Source organism: Klebsiella sp. WOUb02 (assembly GCF_050058015.1).
Lineage (GTDB): Bacteria > Pseudomonadota > Gammaproteobacteria > Enterobacterales > Enterobacteriaceae > Klebsiella.
This window is the reverse complement of sequence record NZ_CP170110.1, coordinates 1,455,808-1,475,640: the sequence shown is the minus strand read 5'-3', so window position 1 is coordinate 1,475,640 and position 19,833 is coordinate 1,455,808. Positions and strand designations below refer to the sequence as shown.

20 protein-coding genes, 2 pseudogenes and 1 other annotated feature are annotated in these 19,833 nt (G+C 56.8%); of the genes and pseudogenes, 7 read left to right on the top strand and 15 right to left on the bottom strand.

The window, feature by feature from the left end; genetic code table 11:
- Nucleotides 1-108: 108 nt before the first annotated feature.
- Nucleotides 109-778, bottom strand: a pseudogene (gene hxpB / locus ABOC21_RS13940) (hexitol phosphatase HxpB).
- Between the two features lie 151 nt (nucleotides 779-929).
- Between hxpB and ABOC21_RS13935 the strand changes: the two are divergent.
- A complete protein-coding gene (locus tag ABOC21_RS13935; protein ID WP_426814980.1) occupies nucleotides 930-1,466 on the top strand; it encodes a YniB family protein in 537 nt (178 codons plus the stop codon).
- 39 nt (nucleotides 1,467-1,505) lie between these two features.
- On the opposite strand, the gene yciA is transcribed toward ABOC21_RS13935, so the two are convergent.
- Nucleotides 1,506-1,904: an acyl-CoA thioester hydrolase YciA gene (yciA, locus tag ABOC21_RS13930; RefSeq protein WP_045855038.1), complete on the bottom strand. Its 399-nt coding sequence runs from the start codon at nucleotides 1,902-1,904 to the stop codon at nucleotides 1,506-1,508.
- Nucleotides 1,905-2,074: 170 nt separating this feature from the next.
- Between yciA and ABOC21_RS13925 the strand changes: the two genes are divergently transcribed.
- The gene (locus tag ABOC21_RS13925; protein WP_426814979.1) at nucleotides 2,075-2,317 is read left to right on the top strand and encodes a hypothetical protein; all 243 of its coding nucleotides are present in this window, start codon (nucleotides 2,075-2,077) and stop codon (nucleotides 2,315-2,317) included.
- 63 nt (nucleotides 2,318-2,380) lie between these two features.
- Here ABOC21_RS13925 and ABOC21_RS13920 read toward each other — a convergent pair whose 3' ends face one another.
- Entirely contained in the window at nucleotides 2,381-2,917 is a 537-nt protein-coding gene (locus ABOC21_RS13920) for a septation protein A (RefSeq protein ID WP_426814978.1), read from the bottom strand.
- 54 nt (nucleotides 2,918-2,971) lie between these two features.
- On the bottom strand, nucleotides 2,972-3,715 hold the full coding sequence (locus ABOC21_RS13915; protein ID WP_426814977.1) for a YciC family protein: 744 nt from the start codon (nucleotides 3,713-3,715) through the stop codon (nucleotides 2,972-2,974).
- A 363-nt stretch (nucleotides 3,716-4,078) separates the two neighbouring features.
- Between ABOC21_RS13915 and ompW the strand changes: the two are divergent.
- Nucleotides 4,079-4,715, top strand: a pseudogene (ompW, locus tag ABOC21_RS13910) (outer membrane protein OmpW).
- A gap of 85 nt (nucleotides 4,716-4,800) precedes the next feature.
- On the opposite strand, the gene ABOC21_RS13905 reads toward ompW, so the two are convergent.
- From ABOC21_RS13905 to ABOC21_RS13895, 3 genes are all read right to left on the bottom strand, one after another.
- Entirely contained in the window at nucleotides 4,801-5,964 is a 1,164-nt protein-coding gene (locus ABOC21_RS13905; RefSeq protein ID WP_426814976.1) for a type I restriction endonuclease, read from the bottom strand.
- A gap of 30 nt (nucleotides 5,965-5,994) precedes the next feature.
- Entirely contained in the window at nucleotides 5,995-6,387 is a 393-nt protein-coding gene (locus tag ABOC21_RS13900; protein ID WP_426814975.1) for a helix-turn-helix domain-containing protein, read from the bottom strand.
- A gap of 493 nt (nucleotides 6,388-6,880) precedes the next feature.
- Nucleotides 6,881-7,588, bottom strand: coding sequence for an SDR family NAD(P)-dependent oxidoreductase (locus tag ABOC21_RS13895; protein ID WP_426814974.1), 708 nt, complete (start codon nucleotides 7,586-7,588; stop codon nucleotides 6,881-6,883).
- A gap of 120 nt (nucleotides 7,589-7,708) precedes the next feature.
- Between ABOC21_RS13895 and ABOC21_RS13890 the strand changes: the two genes are divergently transcribed.
- Entirely contained in the window at nucleotides 7,709-8,611 is a 903-nt protein-coding gene (locus ABOC21_RS13890) for a LysR family transcriptional regulator (RefSeq protein ID WP_426814973.1), read from the top strand.
- A 164-nt stretch (nucleotides 8,612-8,775) separates the two neighbouring features.
- On the opposite strand, the gene ABOC21_RS13885 is transcribed toward ABOC21_RS13890, so the two are convergent.
- Nucleotides 8,776-9,723 (bottom strand): quinone oxidoreductase family protein, encoded by a 948-nt coding sequence (locus ABOC21_RS13885; RefSeq protein ID WP_426814972.1) that lies wholly within the window; start codon nucleotides 9,721-9,723, stop codon nucleotides 8,776-8,778.
- Nucleotides 9,724-9,799: 76 nt separating this feature from the next.
- On the opposite strand from ABOC21_RS13885, the gene ABOC21_RS13880 reads away from it, so the two are divergent.
- Complete coding sequence (locus ABOC21_RS13880) at nucleotides 9,800-10,264, top strand: MarR family winged helix-turn-helix transcriptional regulator (RefSeq protein WP_426814971.1); 465 nt, start codon at nucleotides 9,800-9,802, stop codon at nucleotides 10,262-10,264.
- A 23-nt stretch (nucleotides 10,265-10,287) separates the two neighbouring features.
- On the opposite strand, the gene trpA is transcribed toward ABOC21_RS13880, so the two are convergent.
- The 6 genes from trpA to trpL form a co-directional block, all read right to left on the bottom strand.
- Nucleotides 10,288-11,097 (bottom strand): tryptophan synthase subunit alpha, encoded by an 810-nt coding sequence (gene trpA, locus ABOC21_RS13875; protein WP_426814970.1) that lies wholly within the window; start codon nucleotides 11,095-11,097, stop codon nucleotides 10,288-10,290.
- On the bottom strand, nucleotides 11,097-12,290 hold the full coding sequence (trpB, locus tag ABOC21_RS13870; protein ID WP_426814969.1) for a tryptophan synthase subunit beta: 1,194 nt from the start codon (nucleotides 12,288-12,290) through the stop codon (nucleotides 11,097-11,099). Before trpB ends, trpA begins: the two co-directional genes overlap by 1 nt.
- 14 nt (nucleotides 12,291-12,304) lie before the next feature.
- Nucleotides 12,305-13,663: a bifunctional indole-3-glycerol-phosphate synthase TrpC/phosphoribosylanthranilate isomerase TrpF gene (gene trpCF / locus ABOC21_RS13865; RefSeq protein ID WP_426814968.1), complete on the bottom strand. Its 1,359-nt coding sequence runs from the start codon at nucleotides 13,661-13,663 to the stop codon at nucleotides 12,305-12,307.
- Between the two features lie 3 nt (nucleotides 13,664-13,666).
- The gene (trpD, locus tag ABOC21_RS13860) at nucleotides 13,667-15,262 is read right to left on the bottom strand and encodes a bifunctional anthranilate synthase glutamate amidotransferase component TrpG/anthranilate phosphoribosyltransferase TrpD (protein ID WP_426814967.1); all 1,596 of its coding nucleotides are present in this window, start codon (nucleotides 15,260-15,262) and stop codon (nucleotides 13,667-13,669) included.
- The gene (locus ABOC21_RS13855) at nucleotides 15,262-16,824 is read right to left on the bottom strand and encodes an anthranilate synthase component 1 (protein ID WP_426814966.1); all 1,563 of its coding nucleotides are present in this window, start codon (nucleotides 16,822-16,824) and stop codon (nucleotides 15,262-15,264) included. Before ABOC21_RS13855 ends, trpD begins: the two co-directional genes overlap by 1 nt.
- Before the next feature lie 35 nt (nucleotides 16,825-16,859).
- Nucleotides 16,860-16,955 (bottom strand) — a sequence feature (Trp leader region).
- Nucleotides 16,932-16,979 (bottom strand): trp operon leader peptide, encoded by a 48-nt coding sequence (gene trpL / locus ABOC21_RS13850; RefSeq protein ID WP_143350152.1) that lies wholly within the window; start codon nucleotides 16,977-16,979, stop codon nucleotides 16,932-16,934. It overlaps the preceding feature by 24 nt.
- A 135-nt stretch (nucleotides 16,980-17,114) precedes the next feature.
- On the opposite strand from trpL, the gene rnm reads away from it, so the two are divergent.
- Both rnm and ABOC21_RS13840 read left to right on the top strand, forming a co-directional pair.
- Nucleotides 17,115-17,978 (top strand): RNase RNM, encoded by an 864-nt coding sequence (gene rnm / locus ABOC21_RS13845; protein ID WP_426814965.1) that lies wholly within the window; start codon nucleotides 17,115-17,117, stop codon nucleotides 17,976-17,978.
- A 15-nt stretch (nucleotides 17,979-17,993) separates the two neighbouring features.
- On the top strand, nucleotides 17,994-18,614 hold the full coding sequence (locus ABOC21_RS13840) for an L-threonylcarbamoyladenylate synthase (protein WP_426814964.1): 621 nt from the start codon (nucleotides 17,994-17,996) through the stop codon (nucleotides 18,612-18,614).
- A 276-nt stretch (nucleotides 18,615-18,890) separates the two neighbouring features.
- On the opposite strand, the gene ABOC21_RS13835 is transcribed toward ABOC21_RS13840, so the two are convergent.
- A complete protein-coding gene (locus ABOC21_RS13835) occupies nucleotides 18,891-19,823 on the bottom strand; it encodes a LysR substrate-binding domain-containing protein (RefSeq protein WP_426814963.1) in 933 nt (310 codons plus the stop codon).
- Nucleotides 19,824-19,833 lie beyond the last annotated feature (10 nt).

The window sequence follows — 19,833 nt, the reverse complement described above, 5'->3', positions numbered from 1 at the left end:
TATAGCCCAGCATAGAGGGAGCTGCGGGAAAAGACAAATAAAAATGAAACGATGTTTTATTTTTATTTTGTGATGAGGCAGCGGCTGCGGCCCCATCACGCCGACCACTTAGCCGCGCAGGTCGCTGACGCTAAGCGTCGCCAGCGTTGACAGCTTAACGTCGGCGAGCGCAAACCGGCGGTCGTGACTATGCTCTTCGGCGGGGATCACGATTGAGCGCATGCGCGCTGCCTTGCTGGCGATCATGCCGTTAACCGAGTCCTCCAGCGCCACGCAGGCTCATCGGGTCAACGCCGAGCTTTGCCGCGCAGTCGAGGTAGACCTGCGGATGCGGTTTGCTGTAGGCCAGCAGTTCGGCGGAAGCGAGGGCGTCGAACTGGTCGCGCAGTTCAAACATGGTGAGCACTTTTTCCAGCATCCGCAGCGGCGAGGCGGAGGCGAGGCCGATCTTCAGCCCCTGCGCCTTGCACAGCGCAACGGCTTCGCGCACGCCGGGCAGCAGCGGCCGCGAGGCTTCCACCAGCTCAATGGCCCGGCTGATGATCCGTGCCGTGACGTCGGCGCGATCCACCCCCGTCCACGGCTGCTGCGCAAACCACAGGTCTACCACTAAATCGATGCGTAACCCGAGAATATCGGGCAGTTCGTCGCGACGGCTGATATCCACGCCGAGGCTTGCTATCACCTCCAGCTCCGCTCGATCCCATAGCGGCTCAGAATCAATCAGTAATCCATCCATATCGAAGATTGCGGCATGAATTTGGCGCCTGGCTGACATATGTCCCTCTCCTGTAGCGTAAGTCGATAACCAATTTGCGTTCATGGTATATCATACCGCGCTTTATTGGGCGAAATTCGCCGATGCAGGTAGACTTAGAACCTGACCGGTTGGTTCTTGGCAGTGAAGGCGTCTTAAATAAGGGGAACCCATGACGTATCAACAAGCTGGACGCATTGCAGTACTTAAACGTATTTTGGGGTGGGTCATCTTTATTCCGGCGATCGTATCGACGCTGATTTCCGTGCTGAAGTTTATGTATGAGCACAGCGAGAAGAAGCCGGGTATTGATGCGGTGATGATGGATTTTGCGCACGTCATGATTGAAATGATGCGTTTCAATACGCCGTTTCTTAACTTTTTCTGGTACAACTCGCCGCTGCCGGACTTTAAGCACGGCCTCAATATTGGCTTCTGGATCATCTATATTCTGGTCTTTGTCGGGATGGCGCTGCAGGCGTCCGGCGCGCGCATGAGCCGCCAGGCGAAGTTTATCCGCGAAGGGATTGAGGATCAGCTGATTCTGGAGCAGGCCAAAGGCGCGGAAGGGCTAACGCGCGCGCAAATCGCCGAACGTATCGTGGTGCCGCGCCACACCATCCTCGTGCAGTATTTCCCGCTGTACGTTCTGCCGGTCGTCATTATTATTCTCGGCTACGTCTTCTTTTCGCTGCTCGGCTTACTGTAAAGAGAGAGAGAGAAATTGCCCGGCCTGCCGGGCAATGTTTCACTCGCCGGGGATGGCGCGCGGCTTGCCCTGACTATCCACCGCCACGTAAATAAACAGCGCTTCCGTTGCCTTGTAGCGCTGGCCGATGGGTTCCGATGAGACCTTTTTCACCCACACTTCAATATTAATGGTGATAGAGGTATTGCCGCGTTTTACGCAGCGGGCGTAGCAGCACACCACGTCGCCGACGGCGACCGGGCGCAGAAAGGTCATGCCGTCCACGCGTACGGTGACGACGCGGCCGTGGGCAATCTCTTTGGCCATAATCGCGCCGCCGATATCCATCTGCGACATCAGCCAGCCGCCAAAAATATCGCCATTCGCGTTGGTATCTGCCGGCATCGCCAGGGTGCGTAAAACCATTTCGCCCTTCGGGGCGAGGTCTGTTGTTGTCATTCTGTACTCTGTATGGTCAATGAAGATCTGGCGCGATGCTACTATGAAAATCGCCGCGTGAGAATAGCCGGCGCCCCAGCGGCGGCGGGCCGGCTAAGAATTAAGGGATATGGAAAATGTATGACGGCTAAATCATACTCACTCTTTGCGTATAGGCTGAGGTAGCGGGCATGAACGACGATTTCCAGGCGATAAAAGATGAGTTCGGGAAGCACGAGGGAGAGGCCGGGGAAGGGATCGCGCAGGCGATGTACGAGGCCTTAGCGCAGCGCCTGGCGTCTTACTTCTTTAACCTGGATGACATCAATAAGCGCAGATTTCTCATCAAATTAGATGAGGGAGAAAAAGAGATCGGCACGCGAGGGAAGTATGATTGGTTTGCCGCCCTCAATCGACACAAACCCCAGAGATAAAAAAAGCACGCTGCGCGTTATTATAATCCGCAAGCGTGCCCTTTAGTTTTCAACCCTTATATATTACTTATCATCCTGCGGCATATGGCGATAGATATAGACGCCGCTCAGCAGGGTGAAAACCAGGGTCAGCGCGGTCAGACCAAAGACCTTGAAGTTGACCCAAATGTTCTGCGGCAGCCAGAACGCAATGTAGATGTTCGCCAGCCCGCAGAGGATGAAAAACACCGCCCAGGCCAGGTTCAAACGTGACCACACGTGCTGCGGCAGCGTCAGTTCTTTGCCGAGCATGCGCTGAATCAGCGGCTTTTTCATGACCCACTGGCTGAACAGCAGGGCGCCGGCGAACAGCACATAGATGACGGTCACCTTCCATTTAATAAACTCGTCGTTATGGAAGAAAATCGTCAGGCCGCCAAAAACGGCGACCAGCACAAAGGTGATCAGCGCCATTTTTTCAATTTTGCGATAGCGCACCCAGGTGTAGATCAGCACGATCGCGGTGGCGATAATCAGCGCCGTGGTGGCGGCGTAGATATCGTAGAGCTTATAGAATGCGAAGAAGACGACCAGCGGTAAAAAATCCAGAAACTGCTTCATGCATAGGTTCCGTAGTTCAGAGCGGGGCGGGAGGTTTCCCGACCCGGGTTAAATTTAGTTGCGAATAAGCATATACAGGCGGAATAAATAGATCAGCAACAGCGCGGAAATCAGGTTGCTGATGGTATTAATCACCACCGCGCCGACGTTTGGCGTCAGCACCGCAAAGCTGGAAGCCAGCAGCAGCAGGGCGGTTTTGGCCAGTAGCCAGCCGAGAACCGCCGGCGCGACCAGCCGCATATTCGCCCACGCCAGGCGGATGCTGCCGCGCAATGCGCTGAAAACTCCCAGTTTATCCTGCACCAGCATAATCGGGGCAAAGGCCAGCACGATGGCCAACAGCACGCCCGGCACCAGCACCAGCATCATCCCAATCTGTACTACGAAGGTAGTGAGCAGGATCAGCAGCAGCAGCTTTGGCAGAACCGGCGCCGAGGCGCCAATCGCGCGCAGAGCGCTGACGCGCTGCCCGGCGGAGACCAGCTGAATCATCAGCAGCACTCCGCCGGCAAGGATGGCGTTGCCCACCAGACCGGAGAAGGTTGAGGCCGCGGAGGCGCGCAGCAGAACCTGCTGTTGCTCCGGCGTCATGTTCTGTACCAGATCGAACAGGCCTGCGCTACCCGCCAGATTATCGCCTTCACTCAGAATCGAGAGCTGCTCTTCGCTGGGTGAAAACGCGTGGCCAAGGACTACCGTTATTAGCGCGCACAACAGCGCAACCAGCAAAATGGTAATGAACTGATTACGAAAAAAATTTCCCGTGTCACGGTAGACGGACTTCGCCGTGATAGACATGCACTCTCCTTGAGTATTGCAGGTGTTAGCTAGCCGGCGATTGTACCGCAAATTGCTTCAGCGTAGCAGCCTCTGCTCGTGCCAGGCTAAGTATATCTTTGTAAAGAGGAGTGAGCGCCGTATCCCGTCGAGTATGGCTTTTGACGCAGGCGCTGTCGCCGTAAAAGCGGGGCGATGGTTCGCCTGGGCCAGGAAATGCTAAAAATTGATCTGCTTAATCATTTGCTTATTGCATTAAGCTGCAAAAATTAATCTGGATCAACAAATGTTAAAACTAATGATTTTGTGTGATCCAGGTTGGATCAAACATAACTCATTATGGGTATATTCTTCGCGCTTAATAACCATAATGAGGAAGTGGGTATGAAGAAGTTAGCAGCGGTAGGATTAATTTTGAGTACGCTTTCCGGGAGCGTCTGGGCGCACGAAGCCGGAGAGTTTTTCATTCGCGCAGGTTCGGCCACTGTTCGTCCAACGGAAGGTTCTGATAACGTGTTAAATAGCCTGGGCAGCTTTAACGTCAGCAACAACACGCAGTCTGGGGTTAACCTTTACCTATATGGCCACGGATAATATCGGCGTCGAGCTGCTGGCGGCCACGCCGTTTCGCCATAAGGTCGGCACCGGCCCGACGGGCACCATCGCCACGGTACACCAGCTGCCGCCAACCCTGATGGCGCAGTGGTATTTTGGCGATGCGCAGAGCAAAGTGCGTCCCTATATCGGCGCCGGTATTAACTACACCACCTTCTTTAACGAAGACTTTAACGACACCGGCAAAGACGCCGGGCTCTCCGATCTGAGCCTCAAGGATTCGTGGGGCGCCGCCGGGCAGGTAGGGCTGGATTATCTGATTAACCGCGACTGGCTGCTCAATATGTCGGTCTGGTACATGGATATCGACACCGACGTGAAATTCAAAGCTGGCGGCGTGGACCAGAAGGTCAGTACCCGCATCGACCCGTGGGTGTTTATGTTCTCTGCGGGATACCGGTTCTGATTCAACATAATGCTGGCCAGTGTCTGGCCAGCATTTTACTTTATCGGCGTAGAAAACAAGAGATTGTAAAGAGTGCTGTAAAAAGTTATATGGTGTCACTTCTTTTCTTTTTAAAGTTTTCGTCGTTGGTTACGTATTGGAAGGAGTCCAGTATTAATCCCGATATCCTTAATATATCCTCTGGCTTTTCAAGATAGATCCTTGAGCCATCATGTTCGAGCCTTGCCCTTGATATTTCATTAACGGCTATAGGTGTCAGCTCTACAGGTAGTTGTATAGACGACCGGTTTTTTTTATCATAGTATCGAACGATCCATCTATTTGTTTTTCCTTGATAAAGAACACCAAAGTAAGATTCTGTATCTTTAGCCTGTATATCTTTATCTGTGCCAATAATTGAAACTACCTTATCAAAAAGTGAACGTTCATTGTGGGTTGTCACAATATTAGGATTGTCAGGGTCGATCTGGTCTGCAGTTGCACTGATCGTTACCGTATCACTAATTTCAGGTAGAGCAGCTTCATCAATTATCTGAGGATTGGCTGAAAGTCCGGAAACCACCATAGCACTAACCGACCGTTGTACAGCCTCTCTGACTAAGGGAGTGATTGAATCAATGAATCGTTGATTTAATTGACGTCCAATATTTGCCCGAGATGCAACATATCTGACAAATTCAGAATCAATATCTTTAAGGCTGGAACTTATTACTTTGGAGAATGCTGATATGTATACACTCTCTTCAGCAAGCGTCCTAAGCGCTTCTGGTTTAAATTTATCATGCCTGAATCTGAATAGCTGTTCAGCGTCGGCATCAGTAATGCTATCCATTTGAATTCTTAAAAATGGCGTCGGATCCATGATGTTTTTTTCCTGAAGATCGGTGAAAAAACGCCACTCCTGACCATTTGTTATAGCTGAAATTGTTACCTCAGGGGTACAGTTGAAGTACCTTGAAAGCTGTGGGCAATGATTATCAATCTTTTCTTTAAAACACTTTGCTTCGATAAACATGACCGGGACGCCCTGGCAAAACAACGCGTAATCAACTCGTTCGCCAATTTTCGCGCCTGGAAAATCAGCGCCATACTCAGCTTTTACTTTCTGCGGGTCATATGAGTTGAAACCAAGCATATCCAAAAAAGGTAGAACTAGCGCTTGCTTAGTCGTCTCTTCTGTCGTGCAATGGATTCCTACATTTTTGACATGCTCAATATGATTTTTAAGCCTTAATTTGAAGTTTTCCATTACGTTAAATTACCTTTGTGTGTGTGTCATTTAAGAGGGCGAGTGCCGTTTATGGCGGCCCTGAAGATACTTTTCGACATATTTATCAAGTTCTTTCAATCTTAGGTTACAGTCTTTTAGAATCTTTTTTTGCTCTGCTATTGGCAGTTGCCTGAATAGCCAAAGAAGCTCTTTTTCATTGTCAGCTAATACGTTTGTTGTATTTTCGTCTTTTCCGAAAATTAGTTCAGCTGGCGGCAGTCCTAAATGCTCTGATAAAGTTATTGCGTCTTTTGCACCTATGCTTCTTATCCCTGACTCATAATTTCCAATGCGGGATTGAGTCCAGCCACACATCTCCGCAAGTGTTTTTTGCGAAATGCCTCTCATCTCTCGAGCTTCTTTCAGACGGTATGCGATTTTTTCATTATCTCCTTTTAACATTTAAGTCATCACCTCTGAAACCCAGACTGTGTTAGGGATGAAGCACGTTTTGTGTTTGTATAAACATATGCCGTTTTTGAATTTTTTGTGTGAGAGGGCTAACAAAGTGAGATTATTTTTTGACGGTTATATGGAGGCGTATGATTTTCTCAGAATAAAATATAATGGATATGCCTTCAGATGTAATTACAGTTTCCTACGAGTAGCCGTGATGACGGCTGATTTATTCAAAAATCGCATTGCATTAAAAAGAACCTGATTTATTAATTAAATCAGGTTGTTATTGATAGCGCGTACTGTCTTTTTCGGCCAGCAGAGATAGCGCACCCTCGAGTGCTGTACCGTTTTCTGTTCTGTGAATTTTTTATTTAAATGATGCTGAACACCAAGCCATAGCCTACAGAATGAACTAAAGCCCTTCACACGTGAATGCTTGTATTCTCCACGGGTAAGGGTTCTATAGAGTATCTGGTTGGAGATCGTCATGTGCCAATCACCACGGGACAGTACGTCCTTGATAATCCAGATACTCCAGCCCCGGCCGCTGGCGTTTTTCCAGCAGCACTTTGACCAGGCTGGGGATGGTCTCCTCGATGGTCAGCGGCGCGGCGTCGCCGCCCAGCGCGGTGCGGATCCAACCCGGCGCCATCGCTACCATCGGATGCGTCGCCGAAGCCGCCCGGGCGGCAAAACTGCGCATAAACATATTCAGCGCGGCTTTGCTACCTCTGTACAGTTCGCGCTGTCCGCTAAGGTTATTGCCGAGGCTCCCCTGTCCGGAAGACATCACGCCGAGCAATCCCGACGGGGTAACGTGCCGCTGCAGGCGCTCTATGACCCGCATTGGCGCCAGGGCATTGGTGTGCATCACCTGCATAAACTCCTCTGTGGAGACTTCGCCGATGGTCTGCGAAGGATCGCGGTTGGTGGTTCCGGCATTGACAAAGAGCATCTGCAGGCGGCTTCCCGAGAGCCTGTGATCCAGCGCGGCCAACTGGTCGTCGTCGCAGATATCCAGCGTCTCGAGACGCACCCGACCGGGGTTGTCCTGGGCGAGCTGATGAAGCGGCGTAGGGCGCTGAATATCGCGTACGGTGCCGATCACGTTCCAGCCGTGCTGCAAAAATTCGGCGGCCATGGCGTGGCCCAGCCCGCGAGAGGCGCCGACGATTAAAACGCTGTGATGAGTAAGAGGGGTCATAGGAGAAATCCGCAACAAAGAGTGAGGATCTGACTATAGTCATAGGTTATATCAGGCGGAAGGCGCAGCATATGCACTGTTAACATGCGCCGCGCGCCATATCTTACGGCAGGATACCTTATGACCGACCCCGATTTTAATCTACTCGTTGCGCTAGACGCGCTGCTGGCCGAAGAGAGCGTGGCTGGGGCGGCGCGACGGCTGGGGCTCAGCGCCTCGGCAATGAGCCGGACGCTAACCCGGCTGCGTGAGGCCACCGGCGACCCGCTGCTGGTCAGGGCGGGACGGAAAATGGTGTTAACCCCGCATGCGCAAAATATCAAAGCGCGCGCCCAAAATGTGCTGTTCGAGATGCGCTCGGTGCTGAACTCGTCGCTTTCGCCGCTCCATCTCCCGACCCTGGAGCAAACCTTTACGTTGCGCACCAACGAAGGCTTCGTCGAAACCTTTGCTCCGGCGCTGATTGCCGCCTGCGCGCGGGATGCGCCGGGGGTGACGCTGACATTTGTGGCTAAGACCGAGAAGGACCCGCAGTTTTTACGCGAGGGGCGCGTGGACCTCGAAATTGGCGTGCTCAAGAATATGGGGCCGGAAATCCGCCTGCAGGCGCTGTTTCGCGATCGCTTCGTCGGCGTGCTGGCGAAGGACCATCCGTTGGCGCAATCGGCAAACCTCACCCGGGAAGCGTATATCTCCTGCGGCCACGTGATTACCTCCCGGCATGGCCTGGTGCGGGGGCCGGTTGATGAGGCGTTGGCCGGCTTTGGCCTGCAGCGTAAGATTGCCGCCGTGGTGCCCAGCTTCGCCGCCGCGCTGGCGGTTGCCCGTCGTTCACGGCTGATTGCGCTGGTCCCGGCATCCTACATTGGCGATATCCCTGCGGCCGATGTCGCGGTTTTTGAGCTTCCGGTGCCGACGCCGGAAATTACCGTTTCGCAGATGTGGCATCCCCGACAGGAGCAGGAGCCGGGCCACCGCTGGTTGCGTCAGCAGGTGCTTCACGTGTGTCGTCGGGCGTCATAAGAGCAAAAAAAAGCCCGCAACGGATGCGGGCGAAAAATACTGGAAGCAATGTGAGCAATGTCGTACCGAATACCTGAGTGTTTTGCTCAACTATTCGGTAATGAGAAAGATAATGTTTCTCATTTAAGATATCAACCCCATCTTTTGTGCGGAAGCGATTTTTTTTACTCGATCACAAAAACGCTGCGCTTCTGGCTGTTGTCGTGAGGCCAGGCCGCCGCCACTTCGCGCAGCGGCAGCGGCGTGGTGGCGATAGTAAACCCGCCGGCCGCGGCGGCCTGCAGCATCTCCCCGGTCGCTGCCAGCAGCTGGGGCATCGACAGGCTGCCGATCCCGCTGCCCAGCAGCTGCAGCGGCGCCGAACGCAGTACCGCGCCGTTGAGTGAGATATCTGCCCCGGAGAGAGAGCCGACCTGGACGTAGCGTACCGGCGCATGGCCGGGACTGCTTTTTGCCAGCGCCGGTAGCAGCAGTTCGGCGCTGGGGCCCCACAAATAGTCGACGACGACGTCGATCTGCCCCGCGGCAAGTTCGGCGAACTGAGCCCGCAAAGTGGGATCGTCTGCGGTCAGGTTGATGCGGACGTCCGCGTCGAGCGTCGCCAGCGTCCGCGCGTTGCGCCCGGTGGCGATCACTTTTTTCGCTCCCAGATAGCGGGCGATCTGGATTGCCAGCTGGCCGGCGCTGCCGGTGGCGCCGTTGATCAGCACCGTCTCGCCGGCGATAAAGCCCGCGCGTTGCACCAGCGCGGCCCAGGCCGACATCCCGGGGTTGGCCATAGCGGCGGCGGTAACATCGTCCAGCGCATCCGGCAGCGGTAGGCAGTTCGCCGCAGCCACCGGCGCCCGTTGCGCCATGCTGCCCCAGGGCGAGCGAGGGAAGGCGAAGTAAACGCGCTGCCCGTTCGGCAATGTTCCCACGCCGTCGATGCCGACGACAAAGGGCAGACGACCGTCAAAGCTATAGTGTTTGCCGCTCGCCCGGCCCTTGACGACATGGCTGATGGCGGCGGCGCGTACGTCAACCAGGAGGTGATGTTCATCGGCCTGCGGATCGGCAAAGTCCGCCCACACCGGGCCCTGCTGGAGTTCGAATACGACGGCTGCTTTCATGGTGTTACCTCCGGGATGAATTACGTGTAAAATGCACATATTAGATGGCGGCACTATACACCGGGTTAAATAATATATGCAATATGCACATAATAATTACGACATCACCGACTTTCACGGCGCGCTGCTGGATATCATCCGCGTGATGAATCTGCCGGTGCGCGATGAGCAGATACTGCAGGCCGCCGAGGTGCAGCTCGATCAGATTCTCTTTCCGCTGCTGGTGGCGATAGGGCGCTATGGGCCGGTTGGCGTGGTTGGACTGGCGGATAGCCTGGGACGGGATTACACCACCGTTAGTCGGCAGGTGAAAAAGCTGGAGGCGCAGAACCTGGCGCTGAAGCAGCCTAACGTCAGCGATCGACGGATTAGTGAAGTGACCTTGAGCGAGCAGGGTAAGGCGCTGATTGAACGCATTGCGGTAGCCAGAACGCGGCTGATGAATCAGGTGCTGATGGACTGGACGCGGGAGGATGTGCTGGCGCTGTTTCGCCTGACGCGCAAATACGCGGACAGCCTGCAGCAAAAAACAACCGCCTGACGAGCCGCCAGGCGGTAGAGGCGTTACGCCGCTTTAGTGGCGGCTTTAAGGCTCTGCACAAAAGCCTTCAGCTCGGCCAGCATCGTTTGCGGATCGCTGAGGTTACGTTCGATGATTTTGACGATGGCGGAGCCGGAAATCGCTCCGGCGGCGCCGGCGTCAATCGCGGCGGTAACCTGATCGGCGGCGGAAATACCGAAGCCCTGCAGCGGCGGCGCGGCGTTATACTCGCGCAGCTTCTCAATAAGATGATGCAGCGGCAGGGCGGCGCGGTTTTCCGCCCCGGTGACCCCGGCGCGCGACAGCAGATAGGTATAGCCGCGACCAAAGGAGGCGATCTGGCGCAGCAGATCGTCATCGGCATTCGGCGGACAGATGAAAATGGGCGCAATATTGTGCCGCATCGCCGCCTGGCGGAACGGCGCCGACTCTTCGACAGGCACATCGGCAACCAGCACGGAATCCACGCCGACCCGCGAGCATTCGGCATAGAACGCGTCAATGCCGGGGCTGAATACCAGATTAGCGTACATCAGCAGGCCGATGGGGATCGTCGGGTGCTTGTGACGGATTGCCGCCAGCATCTCGAAGCACTGCGCCGGCGTGACCCCGGCGGCGAACGCGCGCAGGGCTGCGCCCTGGATGGTCGGGCCATCGGCCAGCGGGTCGGAGAAGGGAATACCCAGCTCGAGGGCGTCGGCGCCCGCCTCGATCAGCGTGTCGATGATTTGCAGCGACAGCGCCGGATTTGGATCGCCAAGCGTCACGAAGGGAACAAACGCGCCTTCCTGGCGGGATTTCAGTTGTGCAAACAGCGTCTCATAACGTTCCATCAGATTTCCCCTCGCGCTTTCAGAATATCGTGTACGGTGAAGATGTCTTTATCGCCGCGACCGGACAGGTTAACCACCAGCAGCTGCTCTTTTTCCGGGTTTTCACGCATCATTTTCAGCGCATGGGCCAGGGCGTGGGAGGACTCCAGGGCCGGAATAATCCCCTCATGGCGGGAGAGCTCTTTGAAAGCTTCCAGCGCTTCGTTGTCGGTTATCGACACGTAGTCGGCGCGGCCGGTGCTGTTGAGGAACGCATGCTGCGGCCCCACCGACGGGAAGTCCAGCCCGGCGGAGATAGAGTAAGACTCTTCAATCTGGCCGTCAGCGGTCTGCATCATCGGCGATTTCATGCCGAAGTAGATGCCAACGCGACCGTGCTTCAGCGGCGCGCCGTGCTCGCCGGTTTCAATGCCGTGGCCCGCCGGTTCCACGCCGATCAGGCCGACGTTGGTTTCCTCGATAAAGTCGGCAAACATGCCGATTGCGTTGGAGCCGCCGCCGACGCAGGCGATGACCGCATCCGGCAGACGGCCTTCGCGCTCAAGGATCTGCGCTTTGGTCTCTTCGCCGATCATGCGCTGGAATTCGCGGACGATGGTCGGGAACGGGTGCGGGCCGGCGGCGGTGCCGAGCATATAGTGCGCGGTATCGTAGCTGCCGGACCAGTCGCGCAGCGCTTCGTTACAGGCGTCTTTTAGCGTGGAGGAGCCGCTGTGCACCGGGATCACTTCCGCGCCCATCAGACGCATGCGGAAGACGTTTGGCGACTGGCGCTCAACGTCTTTCGCGCCCATATAGATACGGCATTTCAGGCCGAGCAGCGCGCTGGCGAGCGCCGAGGCCACGCCGTGCTGTCCGGCGCCGGTTTCGGCAATGATTTCGGTTTTGCCCATGCGCTTCGCCAGCAGCGCCTGGCCCAGCACCTGGTTGGTTTTATGCGCGCCGCCGTGCAGCAGATCTTCACGCTTGAGGTACAGCGTGGTGCGGGTGCCTGCGGTCAGATTACGACATTTGGTCAGGGCCGTAGGGCGACCGGCGTAGTTTTTCAGCAGGTCGCTAAATTCAGCCTGGAACTCGGGATCTTTTTGCGCGCTGACGAAAGCTTCTTCCAGCTGGCGCAGGGCGGGCATCAGGATCTGCGGGACGTACATACCGCCAAATTCGCCAAAATAGGGGTTCAGTAAAGTACTCATTATTGCATTGCTCCTTAATATGCGCGCAGCGTCTGGAAAACCGAGGCCAGCTTGCTGGCGTCTTTAATACCCGGCTGCGACTCAACGCCTGAATTAAAATCGAGTCCGGCACAGCCGCTTTTGGCGGCTTCTACGCAGTTATCGGCGCCGAGTCCGCCTGCCAGCAGGACGTTACGCAGATCCTGGCCTTGCAGAAGCGTCCAGTCAAAACGCTGGCCGCTGCCGCCCTGGCCGTTATCGAAGAGATATTTATCGACCTGCTGCAGGTTGCGTTCCGGCAGCGTGTCGCCCACGCTGAGCGCTTTCCAGATCTGAATTTGGTCCGGCAGCCGCGCGCGCAGCGCGTCGATATAGGCCTGGTCTTCGCTGCCGTGCAGCTGAACCGCGGCCAGCCGCAGGCTCTCTGCGCGGTCAGCCACCTCCTGGAGCGGCGCATCGCGGAACACCCCGACGTAGCGCAGCCCGGCGGCCTGGATAATCTCTTTCGCCTGCGCCTCGTTGACGACGCGCGGCGAGCCGGGGACGAAAATCAGCCCGCCGTAGATAGCGCCGGATTCGTAGGCCACCTGCGCGTCCTGAGCACGGGTCAGGCCGCAGACTTTGTTTTCACCGAGCAGCACGCGCTTAACGGCCGCGTCGAGGTCATCGTGCTCCATCAGCGCTGAGCCAATCAGGAAGCCGTTGGCAAAGTGGCTGAGATCGCGAACTTCGGCGTAGGTATGAATCCCGGATTCGCAGATCACGGTGACGTCATGGCCCAGACGCGGCGCCAGCTGGCGGGTGCGGTTGAGGTCAATCGACATATCGCGCAGATCGCGGTTGTTGATCCCGACCACCTTCGCCTTCAGCGCGATGGCGCGCTCCAGCTCTTCTTCGGTACTGACTTCGGTCAGCACGCCCATGTTCAGGCTGTGGGCGACGGCGGCGAGCTGGCGATACTGTTCGTCGTTAAGCACCGACAGCATCAGCAGGCAGGCGTCGGCCTGATAGTAGCGCGCCAGATAGATCTGGTAAGGATCGATGGTGAAATCCTTGCACAGTATCGGCTGCGGCGCGATGGCGCTGACGATGGGCAGAAAATCAAAGCTGCCCTGGAAATATTTCTCATCGCACAGCACCGAGATCGCCGAGGCGTAGTTTTTATACACTCCGGCGATGGCCGCCGGGTCAAAATCCTGACGAATCAGGCCCTTCGACGGCGAGGCTTTTTTGCACTCGAGAATAAACACGCTGCGCGTCCCCGCGAGGGCATCGTAAAAGTTACGCTGCGTCGGGACGACCTCGTTTTGAAAACTGGCTAACGGCTGCTGCTGCTTGCGGGCTTCTACCCAAATCGCTTTGTCGGCAACGATTTTTGCTAAAACGGTCTGCATTATTTACCCTCTTGCCGCTAATGCGGTCACTCTGTCATAGGCCGCTCCGCTGCGCAGCACGTCAATCACCTGCCGGGCGTTGGCTTTCAGGTCTTCATGCCCGTGTAAACGCATCAGCATCGCGACGTTGGCGGCGACTGCGGCTTCGTGGGCGGCTTCACCTTTACCTTGTAGTAAGCGCGTCAGAATGTCACGGTTTTCTTCCGGCGTGCCGCCGGCCAGCTGCTCCTGGTGATAAGGCGTCAGGCCAAAATCATCCGCGGTCAGCTGATAGCTTTTGATCTCGCCGTTATTCAGCTCGGCGACCACCGTCGGCGCGTGGAGCGACACCTCATCCATGCCGCCGCTGTGGACCACCGCCGCCCGCTGGTAGCCCAACACGCGCAGGGTTTCCGCGATAGGCAGCACCAGCTCCGGGCTGTAGACGCCAATCAGCGCCAGCGGCGGATGCGCCGGGTTAATCAGCGGCCCCAGCACGTTGAACAGCGTCCGGGTTTTCAGCTGCTGACGGACCGGCATCGCGTGGCGGAAACCGGTGTGATATTTCGGCGCAAACAGGAAGCAGACGCCCAGCTCATCCAGCGCGGCGCGGGATTTATCGGCGTTCATATCGAGGTTGATGCAGAATGCGGCCAGCAGGTCGGAAGAGCCGGATTTGCTGGAGACGCTGCGGTTGCCGTGCTTCGCGACCTTCAGCCCGCAGGCGGCGGCGACAAACGCGCTGGCTGTAGAAATATTGATGCTGTTGCTGCCGTCGCCGCCGGTGCCGACGATATCGGCAAACAGGTAGTCAGGACGCGGGAACGGCGCGGCGTTTTCCAGCAGGGCGGTGGCCGCTCCGGCAATCTCCTGCGGCTGCTCGCCGCGCACCTTCATGCTGACCAGGGCGGCGGCCAGCTGCTCGGGCTTCACTTCGCCGCGCACCACCGCCGAGAACAGCTGGTGGCTCTCCTGCTGGCTGAGGGTTTCCGCCTGATACAGTTTTTCCAGAATCGGCTGGATGGTATTGGTTTGCTCCAGCTTCTGCAGCGCCCAGGCCAGGGTTTGCTCCAGCAGACGCGCGCCCTGGGTGGTAAGAATCGACTCCGGGTGGAACTGGAAGCCGCAAACGCGATCGGCATCATGACGTACCGCCATCACCATCCCGTTATAGTTGGCGTTGATGGTCAGCCCGGCCGGAATATTGCTGCCGACCAGCGAATGGTAGCGGGCAACCGGCAGCGGGTTAGTCAGGCCGGCAAACATCGCCTGGCCGTCGTGCTCGATGCTGGAGGCTTTACCGTGCAGGATTTCGCCCGCCTGGCCCACGTAGCCGCCGTAGGCTTCCACAATCGCCTGATGGCCAAGGCAGATGCCGATGATCGGCAGCTTGCCGCGCAGCCGGGTCAGCAGCTCCGGCATGCAGCCGGCTTCGCTCGGCGTGCCCGGGCCCGGGGAGAGCATCAGAACTGGATTGTCCATCGTGCCGATACGCTCAATTAAGGTCTGTGCCGGAACCGAGTTCCGGTAAATCACCACGTTATGGCCATTGGCGCGCAGCTGGTCTGCCAGGTTATAGGTAAAGGAATCGATATTATCGAGCAGCAGAATGTCGGCCATTAGAAAGTCTCCTTAGCGTGGTGGGCCTGGGCAATTGCGCGCAGCACCGCACGAGCTTTATTTCGGGTTTCATCTGCTTCGGACTGAGGCACCGAATCGAGGACAATACCGGCGCCGGCCTGAACGGTGGCCACGCCGTCCTGCACGTAGGCAGAGCGAATCACGATGCAGGTATCCAGGTCGCCGTGGGCGGTGAAATAGCCGACGGCGCCGCCGTAGCTGCCGCGACGCTTGCCCTCGGCGGCGGCGATCAGCTGCATCGCGCGCACCTTCGGCGCTCCGCTCAGGGTGCCCATATTCATACAGGCGCGATAGGCATGCAGAACGTCGAGGTCATGGCGCAGCTCGCCGACCACCCGGGAGACCAGGTGCATGACGAAAGAGTAGCGGTCGACTTTGGTCAGGTCGGCGACGTAGCGGCTGCCCGGGGTACAGATGCGGGCGAGGTCGTTACGCGCCAGATCCACCAGCATCAGGTGCTCGGAGAGCTCTTTATGGTCGGTGCGCATTTCGAGTTCGATTCGGCTGTCGAGATCGCGATCCAGCGAACCGTCGGCGCGACGACCGCGCGGGCGGGTACCGGCAATCGGGTAGATCTCAATCTGGCGGCTGACGGCATCGTACTTCAGCGAACTTTCCGGCGATGCGCCGAACAGGGTGAAGTCGTTATCCTGCATAAAGAACATGTACGGGCTCGGGTTGCTCTTCTTCAGCACGTCGTAGGCCGCCAGCGGCGACGGGCAGGGCAGAGAGAAGCGGCGCGATGGCACCACCTGGAAAATTTCGCCGGCGCGAATTGCTCGCTGCATTTTGCGGACCACGGCGCCGTACTCGTCGTCGCTCTGGTCGCAGTCGCAGGTCATCTGTTCTACCGCGGTGACCGGCAGCGGCGCCGGCGGTTCATTGAGCTGCTGGCGAAGCTGGGCGATACGCTGCGTCAGACGTTGCTTTTCGCTCGCCAGCGGCGTGAACAGGCTCGACTGGATGCGGGTGCTTTTGCTCTGGTGATCGATAACCAGAAGCGTTTCCGCCAGGTAGAAGCAGTAGTCCGGGCAGGCGGTGTCGCTTTCCAGAGGCGGCAGATCTTCGAAACCGGCCACCAGGTCATAGGCAAACAGGCCGCCGAAGAACATCGCTTCGCGCTCGTCGTGCGGAACGGTCACCAGCTCCTGCAGCAGGCGGAAGGCGTCAAAGACCGACAAAGAGCACAGGCGGGCGTCTTCATCCAGCAGGGCGCTGACCGGCGGGAAAGTTAAGGTCCGGCCGTTCGGCTGACGCAGATTTTCGATGCCGGAGGGCAGAGCCTTGTCGAGTAAATCCAGCAGCGATGCGCCGTTGCTGGAAAGTGCCTGAATAGTGACGGTGTCACCTAATGCGGTGATACGCAGCGCGCTGTCCACCAGCAGCAGGCTCTTTAAATCATCCTTACTGTCGATATCGGCAGATTCCAGCAGCAGGGTTGCCGGACGCGCGCCGCACAGCTGGTGGAACAGCGCCGTCGGGTTTTCGCGATAGATGGCGTCGCTGGTGAGAAGCTCGAGTGCCGGTTTTGATGTTTGCATTATTGTTCTCGCCTGTTCGGTATAATAATTTGTCCAATAAAAAGCCCGCTCATTGGCGGGCCGGGTATCTGTATGCTGAGTGCAAAACGCGATCACGCCGCCCGTTATCAGGAGGTGCGCCACCAGCCGTGCAGAGTGATAATTTGCGTTTTCATCGTGATACCCCTTCATGTGAACTTGCGTACTAGTTAACTAGTCCAGAGGAATAATGTCAACCCCTGTTTGCAGATTTTCTCCGCGAGTCGGTATGATAATGCGCTTATTTAAGTCCATGTCCAGCAGGAGTCATCTTGAGCGATACCCTTTACGCAGTGATTTACGATCTGCATAGCCATACCACCGCCTCTGACGGGCGGCTGACTCCGGAAGAACTTGTCCATCGCGCCCATCAGATGCGGGTCGGGACGCTGGCGATTACCGATCACGATACCGTTGCGGCTATTCCCGCGGCGCGGGCGGAAATTGCCCGCGCCGGCCTGCCGCTGACGCTGGTGAGCGGGGTGGAGATTTCAACCCTGTGGGAAAACCATGAAATTCATATCGTGGGCCTGAATATAGATATTGAGCATCCGGCGCTGCTGGCTCTGCTTGATGAGCAGAAGGCGCGTCGCCAGCTGCGGGCGCAGATGATTGCCGAGCGGCTGGATAAGGCCAGAATTCCCGGGGCGTGGGAAGGGGCGATGAAGCTTGCCGACGGCGGGGCGGTGACCCGCGGGCATTTTGCCCGTTTCCTCGTGGAAGCCGGCCACGCCAGCAATATGGCCGATGTTTTTAAAAAATATCTCGCCCGTGGGAAAACCGGTTACGTTCCGCCGCAGTGGTGTACAATAAAACAAGCGATTGATGTCATTCATCATTCTGGCGGCAAAGCGGTTGTCGCCCATCCCGGGCGCTACGATCTCTCCGCCAAGTGGCTGAAAAGGCTGTTGGCCCACTTTAGCGAGCAGGGCGGCGACGCGATGGAGCTGGCCCAGTGTCAGCAGGCGCCGCATGAGCGCACGCAGCTTGCCGCGTACGCCGTCCAGTTTGGTCTGCTGGGTTCACAGGGGGCTGATTTCCATCAGCCCTGCCCGTGGATTGAGCTGGGGCGGAAACTTTGGCTACCCGCAGGTGTTGAAGGGATCTGGCACAGCTGGGAAACGGCCGCAGAATAAAATTGAGAGGGAAGTATGAGCCAGTTTTTTTACATCCATCCGGACAACCCGCAGGCGCGGTTGATTAACCAGGCGGTGGAGATCGTGCGTAAAGGCGGGGTGATTGTCTATCCCACGGATTCAGGCTACGCATTGGGGTGTAAGATTGAAGATAAGGGCGCGATGGAGCGGATCTGCCGCATTCGTCAGCTGCCGGACGGCCACAACTTCACCCTGATGTGCCGCGATCTCTCCGAGCTGTCGACCTACGCGTTTGTCGACAACGTGGCGTTTCGCCTGATTAAAAACAATACGCCGGGCAACTACACGTTTATCCTCAAAGGGACCAAAGAGGTGCCGCGTCGTCTGCTGCAGGAAAAACGTAAAACCATCGGCATGCGCGTGCCGTCGAACCCGATTGCCCAGGCGCTGCTCGAGACCCTGGGCGAGCCGATGCTCTCCACCTCGCTGATGCTGCCGGGCAGCGAATTCACCGAGTCCGATCCGGAAGAGATTAAGGATCGGCTGGAGAAGCTGGTCGATCTGGTTATCCACGGCGGCTATCTCGGCCAGCAGCCGACCACGGTTATCGATCTGACCGAAGATTCGCCGGTCGTGGTACGTGAAGGCGTTGGCGACGTGAAGCCGTTCCAGTAACGGAATCCCTCCTCCCCGGCAGCATCGCGATCCAGGCTGCCGGGATCGCGACAGGCTTGCCCCATCGGCGCATGATATAATCGCCGCGCTTTTGAACATCGTTGAGAAAAAAGTTTATTCTCGGCTGAATAATAATTTTTATTAACGGCTTGCAGCTCAAATATAGATTGTCACATGGTGGTGCATTTATTTTGGCTGGTCTTAGAAAACCAATATATAAACCCGTCGGCGGCGCGAATGTGTTTTATTAAATCAATATGCGTTTTCTGCATTAGCTTATTTGCTTTCTGCGATTAGATGGCCGGAAGAGTGAAAACTCCAGGCTTCATCCAATAACCACGCCTTGACCTTTTCCTGCTGCGCCGAGGCGGGTTTCGCATTGGCGGAAATCAGGTAATAGCCGCGTTCGGTACGATGCATCGGGCCGCACTGCACCAGCTGTTTACTGACCAGGAACGGCGCGATCAGAGGCTGCCAGCCGAGGGCGATCCCCTGGCCTTCCAGAGCGGCCTGGATCACCAGGGAATAGGCGTTGAAGGTCCGGGAAGCGGCCTGGTGCGGCCCGCGCACCTGATGCTGGCGGAACCAGTCGTCCCACGTCATCCAGCGCTGGGGCCGGGATTCCGGCAGCTTCAGCAGGGGATAATTCAGCAGCGACTCGGGGGCGGCGGCTGGCGCCATTTCCTGCTTAATCTTTTGATTGCAAACGGGAATGACAATCTCAGGGAACAGCCGCTGGTTCTGCGTTCCGGCCCAGCTGCCCTGACCAAAATAGATAGCCAGATCCGCGCTGCTGTCGCGAAGGTTATAGTCGTTGGGTGAGGTGGTTATCTGTACCTCCACCCCCGGAATTAGCGCCTGCAGCCTCTCCATACGGGGTAAGAGCCAGTAGCTGGCAAAACCCATATCGGTATCGATGCGCAGGACATTACGCCGCAGGCGCGTGCGTTCGAGCTGCTCGCTGATTTCCAGCAGGCTGCTGCGGACGATCAGATACAGACTATTGCCGGACTCGGTCAACTGCACGCCGCGATGACGGCGTTCAAATAGCGGTGAATTGACCAGATTCTCCAGCATCTGAATACGCTGACTGACCGCCGGCTGCGATAGCCCGAGCTCATTGCCAGCCGCGGTAAAATTACCTAAGCGCGCCGCCGCTTCAAATACCACCAGCGCCTGTAAAGGCGGAAGCTGTAATTTCCCTGCCATAAATCCACCT

What these genes read in the sequence shown, in the direction of transcription:
- ABOC21_RS13895 (WP_426814974.1), bottom strand. Translation starts at nt 7,588, where the DNA reads ATGACCCCTCTTACTCATCACAGCGTTTTAATCGTCGGCGCCTCTCGC.
- yciA (WP_045855038.1), bottom strand. Translation starts at nt 1,904, where the DNA reads ATGACAACAACAGACCTCGCCCCGAAGGGCGAAATGGTTTTACGCACC.
- ABOC21_RS13855 (WP_426814966.1), bottom strand. Translation starts at nt 16,824, where the DNA reads ATGCAAACATCAAAACCGGCACTCGAGCTTCTCACCAGCGACGCCATC.
- ABOC21_RS13915 (WP_426814977.1), bottom strand. Translation starts at nt 3,715, where the DNA reads ATGTCTATCACGGCGAAGTCCGTCTACCGTGACACGGGAAATTTTTTT.
- ABOC21_RS13835 (WP_426814963.1), bottom strand. Translation starts at nt 19,823, where the DNA reads ATGGCAGGGAAATTACAGCTTCCGCCTTTACAGGCGCTGGTGGTATTT.
- ABOC21_RS13925 (WP_426814979.1), top strand. Translation starts at nt 2,075, where the DNA reads ATGAACGACGATTTCCAGGCGATAAAAGATGAGTTCGGGAAGCACGAG.
- ABOC21_RS13905 (WP_426814976.1), bottom strand. Translation starts at nt 5,964, where the DNA reads ATGGAAAACTTCAAATTAAGGCTTAAAAATCATATTGAGCATGTCAAA.
- ABOC21_RS13890 (WP_426814973.1), top strand. Translation starts at nt 7,709, where the DNA reads ATGACCGACCCCGATTTTAATCTACTCGTTGCGCTAGACGCGCTGCTG.
- ABOC21_RS13840 (WP_426814964.1), top strand. Translation starts at nt 17,994, where the DNA reads ATGAGCCAGTTTTTTTACATCCATCCGGACAACCCGCAGGCGCGGTTG.
- ABOC21_RS13885 (WP_426814972.1), bottom strand. Translation starts at nt 9,723, where the DNA reads ATGAAAGCAGCCGTCGTATTCGAACTCCAGCAGGGCCCGGTGTGGGCG.
- trpA (WP_426814970.1), bottom strand. Translation starts at nt 11,097, where the DNA reads ATGGAACGTTATGAGACGCTGTTTGCACAACTGAAATCCCGCCAGGAA.
- ABOC21_RS13880 (WP_426814971.1), top strand. Translation starts at nt 9,800, where the DNA reads ATGCAATATGCACATAATAATTACGACATCACCGACTTTCACGGCGCG.
- trpCF (WP_426814968.1), bottom strand. Translation starts at nt 13,663, where the DNA reads ATGCAGACCGTTTTAGCAAAAATCGTTGCCGACAAAGCGATTTGGGTA.
- ABOC21_RS13935 (WP_426814980.1), top strand. Translation starts at nt 930, where the DNA reads ATGACGTATCAACAAGCTGGACGCATTGCAGTACTTAAACGTATTTTG.
- ABOC21_RS13920 (WP_426814978.1), bottom strand. Translation starts at nt 2,917, where the DNA reads ATGAAGCAGTTTCTGGATTTTTTACCGCTGGTCGTCTTCTTCGCATTC.
- ABOC21_RS13900 (WP_426814975.1), bottom strand. Translation starts at nt 6,387, where the DNA reads ATGTTAAAAGGAGATAATGAAAAAATCGCATACCGTCTGAAAGAAGCT.
- trpB (WP_426814969.1), bottom strand. Translation starts at nt 12,290, where the DNA reads ATGAGTACTTTACTGAACCCCTATTTTGGCGAATTTGGCGGTATGTAC.
- trpD (WP_426814967.1), bottom strand. Translation starts at nt 15,262, where the DNA reads ATGGCCGACATTCTGCTGCTCGATAATATCGATTCCTTTACCTATAAC.